This is a genomic window from Escherichia sp. WS568 (assembly GCF_046486085.1).
GTDB classification, from domain to species: domain Bacteria; phylum Pseudomonadota; class Gammaproteobacteria; order Enterobacterales; family Enterobacteriaceae; genus Escherichia; species Escherichia coli.
In genome coordinates this window covers 159854-174004 of sequence record NZ_JBJQMC010000006.1, presented here as the reverse complement: position 1 = coordinate 174004, position 14151 = coordinate 159854, and the positions used below count along the sequence as shown (strand labels likewise).

11 protein-coding genes are annotated in these 14151 nt (G+C 47.1%); 7 read left to right on the top strand and 4 right to left on the bottom strand.

The window, feature by feature from the left end; translation table 11 throughout:
• Positions 1 to 32: 32 nt before the first annotated feature.
• Both prlC and rsmJ read left to right on the top strand, forming a co-directional pair.
• Entirely contained in the window at positions 33 to 2075 is a 2043-nt protein-coding gene (gene prlC / locus ACJHWR_RS09255; protein ID WP_001298719.1) for an oligopeptidase A, read from the top strand.
• Between the two features lie 7 nt (positions 2076 to 2082).
• Positions 2083 to 2835 carry a 16S rRNA (guanine(1516)-N(2))-methyltransferase RsmJ gene (rsmJ, locus tag ACJHWR_RS09250; RefSeq protein WP_000686620.1) on the top strand — a complete coding sequence of 251 codons (753 nt, stop codon included), beginning with the start codon at positions 2083 to 2085 and terminating at the stop codon, positions 2833 to 2835.
• A 48-nt stretch (positions 2836 to 2883) separates the two neighbouring features.
• Here the strand turns inward: rsmJ and dtpB are convergent, their stop codons facing one another.
• Positions 2884 to 4353, bottom strand: a complete 1470-nt coding sequence (gene dtpB / locus ACJHWR_RS09245; protein WP_001098627.1) for a dipeptide/tripeptide permease DtpB — start codon at positions 4351 to 4353, stop codon at positions 2884 to 2886.
• A 165-nt stretch (positions 4354 to 4518) separates the two neighbouring features.
• Between dtpB and ACJHWR_RS09240 the strand changes: the two genes are divergently transcribed.
• Positions 4519 to 4572 (top strand): protein YriB, encoded by a 54-nt coding sequence (locus ACJHWR_RS09240; RefSeq protein ID WP_211180512.1) that lies wholly within the window; start codon positions 4519 to 4521, stop codon positions 4570 to 4572.
• A gap of 96 nt (positions 4573 to 4668) precedes the next feature.
• Here the strand turns inward: ACJHWR_RS09240 and uspA are convergent, their stop codons facing one another.
• On the bottom strand, positions 4669 to 5103 hold the full coding sequence (gene uspA / locus ACJHWR_RS09235; RefSeq protein ID WP_000323571.1) for a universal stress protein UspA: 435 nt from the start codon (positions 5101 to 5103) through the stop codon (positions 4669 to 4671).
• 390 nt (positions 5104 to 5493) lie between these two features.
• On the opposite strand from uspA, the gene uspB reads away from it, so the two are divergent.
• Complete coding sequence (uspB, locus tag ACJHWR_RS09230; RefSeq protein ID WP_000626187.1) at positions 5494 to 5829, top strand: universal stress protein UspB; 336 nt, start codon at positions 5494 to 5496, stop codon at positions 5827 to 5829.
• 70 nt (positions 5830 to 5899) lie between these two features.
• Here uspB and pitA read toward each other — a convergent pair whose 3' ends face one another.
• Entirely contained in the window at positions 5900 to 7399 is a 1500-nt protein-coding gene (pitA, locus tag ACJHWR_RS09225) for an inorganic phosphate transporter PitA (protein WP_000902785.1), read from the bottom strand.
• Between the two features lie 231 nt (positions 7400 to 7630).
• On the opposite strand from pitA, the gene ACJHWR_RS09220 reads away from it, so the two are divergent.
• Positions 7631 to 8833, top strand: coding sequence for an NAD(P)/FAD-dependent oxidoreductase (locus tag ACJHWR_RS09220; RefSeq protein ID WP_000439205.1), 1203 nt, complete (start codon positions 7631 to 7633; stop codon positions 8831 to 8833).
• Positions 8834 to 9147: 314 nt separating this feature from the next.
• Here ACJHWR_RS09220 and ACJHWR_RS09215 read toward each other — a convergent pair whose 3' ends face one another.
• Positions 9148 to 10200 (bottom strand): DUF2776 domain-containing protein, encoded by a 1053-nt coding sequence (locus tag ACJHWR_RS09215; RefSeq protein ID WP_001028902.1) that lies wholly within the window; start codon positions 10198 to 10200, stop codon positions 9148 to 9150.
• A gap of 382 nt (positions 10201 to 10582) precedes the next feature.
• On the opposite strand from ACJHWR_RS09215, the gene ACJHWR_RS09210 reads away from it, so the two are divergent.
• Both ACJHWR_RS09210 and ACJHWR_RS09205 read left to right on the top strand, forming a co-directional pair.
• Positions 10583 to 12172, top strand: a complete 1590-nt coding sequence (locus ACJHWR_RS09210; protein ID WP_000862335.1) for a DUF4049 domain-containing protein — start codon at positions 10583 to 10585, stop codon at positions 12170 to 12172.
• A gap of 261 nt (positions 12173 to 12433) precedes the next feature.
• The gene (locus tag ACJHWR_RS09205; protein WP_012311703.1) at positions 12434 to 14056 is read left to right on the top strand and encodes a DUF4049 domain-containing protein; all 1623 of its coding nucleotides are present in this window, start codon (positions 12434 to 12436) and stop codon (positions 14054 to 14056) included.
• Positions 14057 to 14151: the final 95 nt, after the last annotated feature.

The window sequence follows — 14151 nt, the reverse complement described above, 5'->3', positions numbered from 1 at the left end:
CTTCCTTAACCTCTTTAACCAGGACTGCGCTAATGACGAATCCGTTACTGACTCCCTTTGAATTGCCTCCGTTTTCTAAAATTCTCCCGGAACATGTCGTTCCAGCCGTGACTAAGGCGCTGAACGACTGCCGCGAAAATGTGGAGCGCGTAGTAGCGCAAGGGGCACCGTACACCTGGGAAAATCTCTGCCAGCCGTTGGCGGAAGTGGACGATGTGCTGGGGCGTATCTTCTCCCCGGTCAGCCACCTGAACTCGGTGAAAAATAGCCCGGAACTGCGTGAAGCGTACGAACAAACCCTGCCGCTGCTGTCAGAATACAGCACCTGGGTAGGGCAACATGAAGGGCTGTATAAGGCATATCGCGACCTGCGCGATGGCGATCATTACGCCACGCTGAACACGGCGCAGAAAAAAGCGGTTGATAACGCACTGCGCGACTTCGAACTCTCTGGCATCGGTCTGCCGAAAGAGAAACAGCAGCGTTACGGCGAAATTGCTACCCGTCTTTCTGAACTGGGCAACCAGTACAGCAACAACGTCCTCGATGCGACGATGGGCTGGACCAAACTCGTTACCGACGAAGCGGAGCTGGCGGGGATGCCAGAAAGCGCGCTGGCTGCGGCAAAAGCCCAGGCCGAAGCGAAAGAGCTGGAAGGTTATTTGCTGACGCTGGATATCCCAAGCTACTTGCCGGTAATGACCTACTGCGACAACCAGGCTCTGCGTGAAGAGATGTATCGTGCTTACAGCACCCGCGCTTCCGATCAAGGCCCGAACGCCGGTAAGTGGGACAACAGCAAGGTGATGGAAGAGATCCTCGCGCTGCGTCACGAACTGGCGCAACTGCTGGGCTTTGAAAACTATGCCTTTAAATCCCTTGCTACTAAAATGGCAGAAAACCCGCAGCAGGTGCTGGATTTCTTAACCGATCTGGCAAAACGCGCGCGTCCACAAGGCGAAAAAGAGCTGGCGCAACTGCGTGCCTTCGCCAAAGCCGAATTTGGCGTCGATGAGTTGCAGCCGTGGGATATCGCTTACTACAGCGAAAAACAGAAACAGCACCTCTACAGCATCAGCGATGAACAACTGCGTCCGTACTTCCCGGAAAACAAAGCGGTTAACGGCCTGTTTGAAGTGGTGAAACGTATTTACGGCATCACCGCTAAAGAGCGTAAAGATGTTGATGTCTGGCATCCGGATGTACGTTTCTTCGAACTGTATGACGAGAACAACGAACTGCGCGGCAGCTTCTACCTCGACCTGTATGCCCGTGAAAACAAACGCGGCGGGGCGTGGATGGATGACTGCGTAGGCCAGATGCGTAAAGCCGACGGTTCGCTGCAAAAACCGGTCGCGTATCTGACCTGCAACTTCAACCGCCCGGTAAATGGTAAACCGGCGCTGTTTACCCATGACGAAGTGATCACCCTGTTCCACGAGTTCGGTCACGGCCTGCATCATATGCTGACCCGCATTGAAACCGCTGGAGTGTCTGGTATCAGCGGGGTGCCGTGGGATGCGGTCGAACTGCCGAGCCAGTTTATGGAAAACTGGTGCTGGGAGCCGGAGGCGCTGGCGTTTATCTCCGGTCACTATGAAACCGGCGAACCGCTGCCGAAAGAGTTGCTGGATAAAATGCTGGCGGCGAAGAACTACCAGGCGGCGCTGTTTATTCTGCGCCAGCTGGAGTTCGGTCTGTTCGATTTCCGCCTCCATGCCGAGTTCCGCCCGGATCAGGGAGCGAAAATCCTCGAAACTCTGGCAGAAATCAAGAAACTGGTTGCCGTAGTACCGTCTCCATCCTGGGGCCGTTTCCCGCACGCTTTCAGCCATATTTTCGCCGGTGGTTATGCCGCAGGTTACTACAGCTACCTGTGGGCCGACGTGCTGGCGGCAGATGCCTTCTCGCGCTTTGAGGAAGAGGGCATTTTCAACCGTGAAACCGGACAGTCGTTCCTCGACAACATTCTGAGCCGTGGCGGTTCAGAAGAGCCGATGGATCTGTTCAAACGCTTCCGTGGTCGTGAACCGCAGCTGGATGCGATGCTGGAGCATTACGGCATTAAGGGCTGATCATTCAGTGAAAATCTGCTTAATTGATGAAACAGGCACCGGAGACGGTGCCTTATCTGTTCTGGCGGCCCGCTGGGGGCTGGAGCACGATGAAGACAACCTGATGGCGCTGGTGTTAACGCCGGAACATCTGGAATTGCGCAAGCGTGATGAGCCGAAACTTGGCGGCATCTTTGTTGATTTTGTTGGCGGAGCGATGGCGCACCGACGCAAATTCGGCGGCGGACGTGGGGAGGCAGTGGCGAAAGCGGTGGGCATTAAAGGCGATTATTTGCCGGATGTGGTGGATGCCACTGCAGGACTTGGGCGCGATGCCTTTGTGCTGGCTTCAGTCGGCTGCCGCGTGCGGATGCTGGAGCGTAATCCAGTCGTTGCTGCATTGCTCGACGACGGCCTGGCGCGTGGTTATGCGGATGCGGAAATCGGCGGCTGGTTGCAGGAGCGTTTGCAGTTAATTCACGCCTCCAGCCTGACGGCGCTGACTGATATTACTCCGCGCCCGCAGGTGGTCTATCTCGATCCGATGTTCCCGCATAAGCAGAAAAGCGCGCTGGTGAAAAAAGAGATGCGCGTCTTTCAGTCGCTGGTGGGACCGGATCTTGATGCCGATGGATTACTGGAGCCTGCACGCTTGTTGGCGACCAAACGCGTGGTGGTAAAGCGCCCGGACTACGCGCCACCGCTGGCGAATGTCGCCACGCCAAACGCGGTAGTCACCAAAGGGCATCGCTTTGATATTTATGCCGGAACGCCGGTGTAAAAGTAAAGCAGGGTAGCGTTATCGCTACCCTGCTTTCTGCAAGAATAATTAATGGCTTTCGGGTGTCGCAATCATGCGTTTCAGCCACGGCACCATCAGCAGCATCACCACCGCAACGCCCAGCGTAACCAGGCCAATCTTACCAAACACGTTGGTATAGACGGGCAACGTCTCAAGCGGATCGGTAATGTTGTCTGGTACTGCGGTAAATGTTGCCACATAGCCGCCCAGCAAGAACGCGGCAGCCTGCGTCAGGAACCACATCCCGAGAATAAAGCCCATCAAATGCTGCGGCACCAGGGCAGCAATCATCGCCAGGCCCAGGGCGCTAATAAACAGTTCACCCAGGCTCTGGAATAAGTACACCAGCACGATAAACCATGGCGATGTCAGCCCCTGGGCATCCGCAAACCACATTCCAGCCGCTGCAGCCGTCAAAAAGCCCAGCGAGCACATAAACATTCCGAGAGTAAATTTCATCGGCATCGAGAGGTCTTTGCCTTTGTTACCCAGATGCGTGTAAATGCCTGCCAGTATTGGGCTGGCGAGTACCACCCAGAACGGGTTAAGCGCCTGGAAGCTGACCGGGTTGATGGAAAAGCCGAGAATTTCATGATGCACGTTGTTGATGGCAAAGAAGTTCAGCGACGTTGGCATCTGGGCGTAGAGAATGTAAAACACCACCGCTTCGAGCATCAGGACAAAGGCGACAAACATTTTATTGCGCCCAGTTTTATCCAGCTTGAATGCCTGACGAAAGAAAATGATGGTGACGACGATGGAGAGAACAATCAGCACCAGATTGGCGACTTCTACGTTGTGCATCAGCCATGCACAGACGAAGATCATCACCACGCTGCCAAGTAACACGTACAACAGTTTACTGAAGCTCATCGGGCAGAAGTCGGGTTCAGAACCAATATCTTTCACCATTCCGCGACAGGCGATGTAAACCAATAGCGCGATAATTAATCCCGCACCGCACAGGTTGTAGGTGACTGAATAGCCGAATCTATCAGCGATCACAGGGGCCAGCGATAACGCTATCAACGAGCCGATGTTGATCGACATATAGAACAGGGTAAATGCGCCATCAAGCCGCGGATCTTTCGGCGGATAGCACTTCGAAAGCAAGCTGGCTGGGTTAGCTTTAAACAGGCCGTTACCGACAGCGATAGTCCCCAGGGCGATGAAAATCAGGTCAGGCTTAAGTAGCGACAGGCCGGTCATGAAGTAGCCAATCGCCAGCACAAGTGCTCCGAGAACAATGGTGCGTTTGGTCCCCAGCAGGTGGTCGCCGACATAGCCGCCAATGGAAATGAGGCCATAGACCAGCGCAGCAAAAGCACCAAAAGTGACAAAAGCCTGTTCTTGCGAGAATCCAAGCTGCTTAACGAAGAAAACAGCCAGTACGCCCTGCACGCCGTAGTAGCCGAATCGCTCCCATAACTCGACAAAAAAGATCATGAAAAATGGGCGAGGTTGCTGCAGCATCCCCATGGGTGTTGTTGTATTCATATTTATTAACCTTCCAATACCATCCTGAAAAGTATGAACGCGTAAGGGATAACGCGCGAAAAAGTTTACATCTGTCAGAGATTCTTAATATTGATGCTGTGAATAGATTAATACACTATTACAACAGAAAATAACCAGCTGATCACACTAATGATGGAAAGTATGATGGTGTTAAATGTTGTATTGGCAGGGGATTTTGATTGCGTACGCAGACCGTAGGCCAGATAAGGTGTTTACGCTGCAAGGTAACAAGGCGCGCCAAAAAGCAAAACGCCCGCATATGCGGGCGTTCAGGAACACGTCGTAGAGGGAAGATTATTCTTCTTCGTCGCGTAGCGGAACAATCAGCATATCAACGTGAACGGTGTTGATCAGCTGACGTGCGGAAGACATCAGTTTGCTCCAGAAGTCCTGGTGGTGACCACAAACCACCAGATCCATATCGTATTTCTTGATTGCATCGACCAGAACCTGGCCCAGATCGCCGCTGCCGCTCAGGGTTTCAGTGATTGGGTAGCCTGCATTAGTGGAAAGCTCGGTCAGCGCATGATGTGTCTCTTCAGAGATGCGTTTCTGCATATCACCCAGATTCACATCAATAAGCCCGGTGTATAGGTCAGAGTAGTTTACATCTACGTGGATCAGAGAAACTTTCGCATTGTAGGGGCGAGCCATAGAGACTGCTTTCTCTACCAGAACTTTGCTTTCCGGGGAGAGGTCGACCGCGATGAGAATGTGTTTATAAGCCATAGTGTTACTCCTTCCATAAAGTTGTCGATGACTGGCCAGCTAGCGTTTCTTGTGCCGTTACGTCACCCGCGTCCTGCGAACTACGTGCGCGGGGCTAACCCAGCCGTAAAGATTCAGTGTTAAGACCATCCTTACCTTATAGCGACCCGGATGATCCGTCAATCCGCCTTGCTTACTCGTTAGATAAACAAATTTTCGACATGAATATATTGATAGTGGTTAACCTTCTGGAAAAAAAACAACCTGATCTCCTACACTATCTATAGAGCCGCTCGGATGTTGGTCACCACAAAAGCGGTTTCTCCAGGACCTGGTGTTAACTGATTGGCAGCGTATCGGGAGCGGTAGCCCCGGGGTGGAACTCCGCGGGCAGGTCGCCGGGGAGGAGGTATGATAAGCACCGTCGCATTATTTTGGGCTTTATGTGTCGTTTGCATTGTTAACATGGCGCGCTATTTCTCATCACTACGCGCGTTGTTAGTGGTACTGCGTAACTGCGATCCATTGCTCTATCAATATGTTGATGGAGGGGGCTTTTTTACCTCACATGGCCAACCCAACAAACAGGTGCGTCTCGTTTGGTATATCTATGCCCAACGTTATCGCGATCATCACGATGATGAGTTTATTCGCCGCTGTGAGCGGGTGCGTCGGCAGTTTATTCTGACCAGCGCATTGTGTGGTCTGGTGGTGGTCAGCCTGATTGCATTGATGATTTGGCATTAAGCACTTCAGCAATAATGACGCATAAAAAAAGCGGGCCAGTAAACTGACCCGCTCGTTTTGGTGCGTACGATTACAGGAACTGCAAGGAGAGCCAGTACAGCCCGCCGGAAAGCAGTACCGCAGCCGGAAGGGTAAATACCCAGGCCATCAGAATACTGGTTACGGTTTTACGCTGTAAGCCGCCGCCATCTACCACCATCGTCCCCGCGACAGAAGAGGAGAGTACGTGGGTAGTGGAAACCGGCATCCCGGTATAACTCGCCAGGCCGATAGACACTGCCGCCGTCATCTGGGCAGACATCCCCTGAGCGTAGGTCATGCCTTTCTTACCGATTTTCTCACCGATAGTCGTTGCCACACGACGCCAGCCAATCATCGTACCGATACCTAACGCCAGCGCGACCGCCATGATGATCCACACCGGCGCATACTCGATGGTGCTAAGCATGTCGGACTTCAGTTTCTTCAACAGACGCTGATCGTCAGCACTCACACCAGGCATCTTCACCACTTTATCGATAGTGTCAGAAACGCACAGCATAATGCGGCGCATCTGGCTACGTTGATCAAGCGACAGCTTATCGTAGCTTTCCACATCGGTAGTCAACATGCCTTTCAGGCGGTTGAGCGCGTTAATGGTATTCGACGGATGGCAATGGAACTCCGCAGGTTGCGTTGCGCCAGCTTCCGGAGCCGGTACTAACTGATCAGCACTGGTAGCCTGTTTCAGCAGCGCAGGGTGCTGCTCAAAGTAAGCTTCCACGTTGTTGATGGCATCACGGGTACGGGTGATTTCGTAGCCCGTGGCATTCATGTTCACCACGAAGCCTGCTGGTGCGACGCCAATCAATACCAACATAACCAGACCAATACCTTTCTGACCATCGTTCGCGCCGTGCGAAAACGCCACGCCGATAGCGGAAAGGATCAGCGCAATACGCGTCCAGAACGGCGGCTTTTTCTTGCCGTCTTTCTTTTCACGCTCCGCTGGGGTCAGGTGGATACGGGCGCGTTTCTTGGTGCCGCTCCAGTAGCGACGCAGCAAGAAAATCAGACCGCCAGCAAACACCAGGCCGACAATAGGGGAAACGATCAGAGAACCGAAAATACTTAATACTTTCGGGATATTGAGTGCATCCACCACTGACGTCCCGGTCATCAACGCATTGGTTAAACCAATCCCGATGATCGCGCCAATCAGCGTATGAGAGCTGGATGCAGGTAAACCAAAGTACCAGGTACCCAGGTTCCAGATAATCGCCGCCAGCAACATAGAGAACACCATGGCAAGGCCATGAGACGATCCCATATTAAGCAGCAGATCCGTCGGCAGCATATGCACAATGGCATAGGCAACACTCAGACCACCCAGCAAAACACCCAAAAAGTTGAACACCGCCGCCATAACCACGGCGAGCTGAGAACGCATCGCGCGGGTATAGATAACGGTTGCCACGGCGTTGGCTGTGTCATGGAAACCATTGATGGCTTCGTAGAACAGCACAAAAGCCAGTGCAAGCAATAATAACAGCCCGGTATGCAAATCCAGGCCAGCAAACAAATGTAGCATAGGACGTTACGCCATTTTGAGGACATGAACGCGGCGCATTATCAGTGACTTTCGCGGCGCGGGCAAAGTGAAATATAGACTTTTTTTGATTTGCCTCCTGTATGGATTTCACTCAAAAAATAATTATCTTATATAATTCAGGCAAATACTTCCTTTTAGTAATATTGATGCTGGTGCGACCACTGAGGAATCTTTACAATTCACGCCCGTTTTTTCTTAGAGGAGCGCAACGTGGAAAGGTTTGATGCCATTATTATAGGCGCTGGTGCGGCAGGTATGTTCTGTTCTGCGCTGGCAGGTCAGGCAGGACGCCGGGTTCTGCTGATCGATAATGGTAAAAAACCAGGGCGCAAAATCCTCATGTCTGGCGGTGGGCGCTGCAACTTTACCAACCTTTATGTCGAACCGGGCGCTTATCTGAGCCAGAATCCGCATTTTTGTAAGTCTGCACTCGCGCGTTTTACCCAGTGGGATTTCATTGATCTGGTCAATAAACACGGCATCACCTGGCACGAGAAAACGTTAGGGCAACTCTTCTGCGATGACTCCGCGCAGCAGATTGTCGACATGCTGGTGGATGAGTGCGAGAAGGGCAATGTGACCTTCAGATTGCGTAGCGAAGTGCTGAGTGTGGCGAAGGATGAAACAGGCTTCACGCTTGAACTGAACGGCATGACTGTCGGTTGCGAAAAGCTGGTCATCGCGACCGGTGGGCTGTCAATGCCGGGGCTGGGCGCATCGCCGTTTGGTTATAAGATTGCCGAACAATTTGGCCTCAACGTGCTGCCGACCCGCGCGGGCCTGGTGCCATTCACTCTGCATAAACCGTTGCTCGAAGAGTTACAGGTGCTGGCGGGCGTGGCGGTGCCTTCCGTGATTACCGCTGAAAACGGCACCGTTTTCCGTGAGAACTTACTCTTCACCCACCGCGGCTTATCTGGACCGGCGGTGTTGCAAATTTCCAGCTACTGGCAACCGGGTGAATTTGTCAGTATCAATCTGCTACCGGATGTGGACCTCGAAACCTTCCTGAATGAGCAGCGTAATGCACATCCGAATCAGAGCCTGAAAAACACACTGGCGGTTCATCTACCGAAGCGGTTGGTTGAACGTTTACAGCAACTCGGGCAAATCCCGGATGTTTCGCTAAAACAGCTCAACGTGCGTGACCAACAGGCACTGATTAGCACATTGACCGACTGGCGCGTACAACCCAACGGCACTGAAGGCTATCGTACTGCTGAAGTGACGCTCGGCGGCGTGGACACCAACGAACTCTCTTCACGGACGATGGAAGCGCGCAAAGTGCCAGGGCTGTACTTCATCGGCGAAGTGATGGACGTCACCGGTTGGCTGGGGGGCTATAATTTCCAGTGGGCGTGGTCGAGTGCGTGGGCTTGTGCGCAGGATTTGATTGCAGCGAAGTCGTCCTGAGCTATTTCCTAAAGATGAAAATTATTAGAGTCGCATTAAAAATGAGCTAATTTTGATAGTGGTTATCTTGTGATTATTTTCTAATGAGCCTGTGAACTGAAACCCTCCATGCTTAATATAAGGTGGAGGGAAAGGTGATTAAAACTCCCCCAGTGGCCAGATCTTTATAAAATATGAACAGGTTGAAAAAATCAGCAACTTTGCTGTTTATTTATACTTAACCACTATGCATTAATGCTGCGTTATTTCATGATACCTCAGAAAAACCAGCGTTACGCAAATAATCAACGCTGGTTTTATCCGGTACGTTGCAATTATTTTTTAGCAGAACCCGCTTCTAATATTGAAACGATTGAGAACAACGTAAAGCATACCGCTCCCAAACCGACCAGAACCCGCGAAGGAATAAAATACCCTATGTCGGTCTGCGCCATTTCCGCAAGAAACGATGCCAGGAAAAGGCAAAACAGGCAGGTGAAGACGGGAATCATCGGTATTCTGTTGGCTAACGAACAGGTACGTCTCCAGACCAGTGCCAGTAGCCAGACTTTTGAGAATATGCTGTAACAGATCATTCCGAGGCAAATGAGAATAATGCCGGGAGCCAGTCGGACGCTTGCATCGGAGCTGACTAACACGTATATGCCCTGCAGCACCGTGATTGAGCCGAGAATAATAACCCAATAACACCACAGCCAGTGTTCTTTGGATGAGAACGTATTACGTGTTTGATGGACGATTGTGGCAACAAGGCCAATTAGACAGGCACAGATTGCGGTTAACCCAAGCAATACGTGACCGGCGACATAATGCGGAGTTATGTCGGCACTACGTAACAGCGTAATAGACCAAATGAAACCGAGCAGGGTGAGTAAAACGGGAACGGCAATGAGGCAATTACCGATTAATGACGAATAAGCCTGTACCGGTGTTCCATCGCTCTTGCTCCCTGCTGCGTTTTTGGGAATGAGCAGAAAGTGACCGGATGACGCTGCCACTGTCGATACACAGGCGGCAATCATACCAACGCCAAAAATAACATGGCCGGCAACAAACTCGTCTGCCATCACATCATTGCCTGCTAACAGTGCCCAACCCCATATCATGGTGATAATTGACCCCGCATAGCCAATAATGGGGAACAATGTATTGTAAAACGTATTAACGCCGCGCGTGAGCTGCGAAATGATAATAAATGCGGTAGTGAATAATGCCAGGCATATGGCTGCCAGAGAAATCAGCACATGACCCGCGACGAAATACTCACTTTGCCCAGAACTTTCCAGCACAAAGCCACCTAACGCGATACAAATTAAGCCCATAATTAAAGGGATTAATTTGAAAAGCCACCCGATATATATGTTCACTTTAAACTCCTCAGGTATCCCTGCTAATATTGAAATGTGCATTAATGATAATTTCAGCCTGTTAATATAATGACGAGATATCATTAAAGACAAATGCATAGCATAACTATAGCGGGATTTACTTTGCAGAGCGCTACTTTTCAGCGTTCAAAAGGCCATGGTAAATAAATATTTATCCTAAGATTAATTCTTATTCTGTTGTTTTTTACAATTATCTTCCAGGGAGGGATTCTTTTTCATTATTTGGTAAAAGACCGGATGGTATCGGTGCTTAAAATCATCGAACATATAAGTATTATTGCTTTGTATCATCGTAAATATGTCTTTCAGACATGTGTCATTTATTTTGTTACTAACAAGTCAAAAATATCACGGGTTATTTATGAAAGTATTTCACAATATATTTAAGCACATCTCTTCAAACCATCAAGATAAGCATTCAGATAAAGTTAACAGTCATCAACACCATGGCAAGGTTGATAAAAAACATCGTTCAAAGATAGTTGAAATTGATAAGCTGGATAAACATTTGCAAATAGATAACGATTTTGGCCTGCATATCATCTATTTCCTGCAACATGGCTGCTGGAACGTAACTGAACATAGTTCTCAGATAGAAAAAATATGGTTTTACAATAGTGAGCCATCTATAGATATTAAAGAATATAATAGTTTCGCCGATAATACTACTGACACGTTTATCTTTACAATTATACCAGACAATAACCATGTGATAAAATTATCGTCTCCCATTACCGTTACGATTGAGCGTAAGGACGGTTATTATTTTATTAATTTCTCCGGGGATAAATCAGACATAATTTATAAAGTTGATGGGTTTTCTATCATAGAGAGAAATTTCTTTACTCTTCTTAGTGGTAATTTCAAACCTGACTGGCGTTGGGCTGTCTCTAAAGAGACGTTTACTAAGGAAAAGTTTGATAGCTATGTTGAATCTGTTTTTTCAAAAATAGACTTTTATAAACAGTGTGGTGTAATTAACCCACAAAATCCCAACACGGCTTATTTTGGCGATACAGATGGAAGAGTGGGCGCTGTACTTTATGCATTGCTCGTTTCAGGGCATATAGGCATCAGGGAAAAGGGGTGGAGTTTATTATGTGAATTATTAAAACACGAAGACATGGCTTCATTCGCATATGAAAATAAAAAATTGAAAAAACTCTTTACTTTATTAGATACGAGAGACATGATCTTGAATGAGTTGCATCAACATGTTTTTTTAAAAGGCGATGCGATTACCCCTTGTATCTTCCTTGGGGATCATACAGGCGATAGATTTAGTACTATTTTTGGTGATAAATATATCCTTACTTTGCTAAATTCTATGCGAAATATGGAGGGTAATAAAGATAGTCGTATAAATAAAAATGTCGTCGTTCTGGCTGGAAATCATGAAATCAATTTTAATGGTAACTATAGTGCACGACTAGCAAATCATAAACTCTCTTCCGGTGATACATATAACTTAATTAAAACGCTCGATGTTTGTAATTATGACTCAGAAACGAAAGTTTTAACCAGTCATCACGGAATAATAAGAAATGAAGAAAATGAATGTTATTGTCTAGGTGCTTTGCAGGTTCCATTTAATCAGATGAAAGACCCAATTGATCCTGAGGAATTAGCAAATATATTTAATAAAAAACATAAACAACACATGGATGATCGTCTTATCCATCTAATTAGAAGCAATGCTATAGCATCCACACCTGTATATGACAATTATTTTAATAACACTACTGCTTTCAGACCAAAACCTGAAGATATCTTCAAATGTGGACAGACGCTCAAAAAAAGTAAACAGAAATATGGCCATTATGGATTAGGGGTAGATCAGCATCAAAAAATTGATAATTATACCATGGGGCTAAATTCCTGGAAGATAGCACCTAACGAACGTGGTGATAAAAAAGGTGTCCCAGGGCTTAGTTGTTTTCAAGCACATTAAAACTCCATGAGTGCTGTGGTATGTCTTTTTAATCCTGCCAGTATTTCATAGTTTTTCTTAATCGATTGTAGAGGCATGTACTGATGACGCCTCTACAATCTTTAGGGACTTTCTCTACTATGAGATAAGAAATTTCATATTATGCTTTAAGGCTGAATGATTTGTGCAAAATATAATTATTTTTCCATCGAACATGAAGTGTTTGTCATAAGATTAAATGATAACTATGTATTCCTCGCGGTGAATTATATGAGGTAAAAGATGAAAATTGGAACTGTGGCAGGTACTAACGACAGTATAACGACTATCGCAACAAATGATATGGTGCAAGAGCATGTTACTAATTTCACTAAAGAACTGTTTGGGTATATTGCAAATGGTATAGGTGATGATATATCAAGTATTGCCAGGACAATACTCGGTGAAGTTGTGGAAAAAATTGATGATTGGCAAATAGAACGTTTCCAACAATCTTTTCAAGATGACAAAATTTCATTTACCATAGAAACGAATCATTCAGAAAAATATAGTATGCTATCGGGCATGCGTGCCCATATTCTACGTAGGAATAATAGTTATCAGTTTATTGTGACAATTAATAGTAAAAATTACGGTTGCCCTCTTGATGATACCGATATTGATTGGTGCAGCATTGTTTATTTACTTAATAATATGACAGTAAATGATAATGCTAATGATGTTGTAGTTACTGAGTCGTACAAACCCATCTGGGACTGGAAAATATCGCAATACAATGTATTTGATATTAAATTCGAAACAATAATAAAACCCCAGTTCGCTGACAGAATCTATTTCTCCAATTGTTCACCCGTTGATCCCACAAGTACCAGGCCGACCTATTTTGGCGATACCGATGGCTCAGTTGGTGCAGTTTTGTACGCGCTTTTCGCAACGGGACATTTGGGAATCATGGCTGAAGGAGAAAATTTCCTTAGCCAGTTGCTTAATATAGAAGATGAAGTTCTCAACGTATTGTTAAGGGAGAACTTTAATGAGCAACTTGACACTAATGTTAATACAATAATCAGTATTCTGAACAGAAGAGATGTTGTTTTAGAAAGTCTTCAGCCATATTTAGTTATTAATAAAGGCGCAGTGACGCCATGTACGTTTCTGGGTGACCAAACCGGCGATCGATTTAGTAATATCTGTGGCGATCAATTTATCATCGATTTGTTAAAACGCATAATGAGTATCAATGAAAATTTTCATGTATTAGCTGGTAATCATGAAACGAATTGCAATGGTAACTATATGCAGAACTTCACGCGTATGAAACCACTTGATGAGGATACCTACGCTGGGATAAAAGATTATCCTGTATGTTTCTATGACCCTAAATACAAAATAATGGCAAATCATCATGGGATAACTTTTGATGATCAGCGAAAACGTTACATTATAGGACCGATAACAGTCTCTATTGATGAAATGACCAATGCTCTCGATCCGGTCGAATTAGCGGCAATTATTAATAAAAAGCATCATATTATAATTAATGGTAAAAAGTTTAAAACTAGCCGGGCTATCTCTTGTCGATCCTTTAATCGTTATTTTTCTGTTTCGACAGATTACAGACCTAAACTTGAAGCACTATTAGCATGCTCACAAATGTTAGGTATAAATCAAGTTGTTGCACATAACGGAAATGGTGGGAGAGAACGCATAGGTGAAACGGGGACAGTTTTAGGTCTTAACGCCCGTGACAGTAAACATGCGGGAAGAATGTTCAGCATGCATAATTGCCAAATTAACCCTGGTGCGGGGCCTGAGATAACCACTCCCTGGAAGTCTTACCAGCATGAAAAAAACAAAAATGGACTTATGCCTTTGATTAGAAGGCGCACAATGTTACAGCTCTGAACCATAGACAACATGAATATTAATGTTACTATCTGGTTGAGACTGTTGATAAAACGTAAAAAGGAATGCTCTGTTCCTGCAACTGAACAGGCGTG

Bases quoted from the DNA above. Each gene is read 5' to 3' on its own strand.
- dtpB (WP_001098627.1), bottom strand. From the start codon at position 4,353: ATGAATACAACAACACCCATGGGGATGCTGCAGCAACCTCGCCCATTT.
- ACJHWR_RS09205 (WP_012311703.1), top strand. From the start codon at position 12,434: ATGAAAATTGGAACTGTGGCAGGTACTAACGACAGTATAACGACTATC.
- uspA (WP_000323571.1), bottom strand. From the start codon at position 5,103: ATGGCTTATAAACACATTCTCATCGCGGTCGACCTCTCCCCGGAAAGC.
- uspB (WP_000626187.1), top strand. From the start codon at position 5,494: ATGATAAGCACCGTCGCATTATTTTGGGCTTTATGTGTCGTTTGCATT.
- prlC (WP_001298719.1), top strand. From the start codon at position 33: ATGACGAATCCGTTACTGACTCCCTTTGAATTGCCTCCGTTTTCTAAA.
- ACJHWR_RS09210 (WP_000862335.1), top strand. From the start codon at position 10,583: ATGAAAGTATTTCACAATATATTTAAGCACATCTCTTCAAACCATCAA.
- pitA (WP_000902785.1), bottom strand. From the start codon at position 7,399: ATGCTACATTTGTTTGCTGGCCTGGATTTGCATACCGGGCTGTTATTA.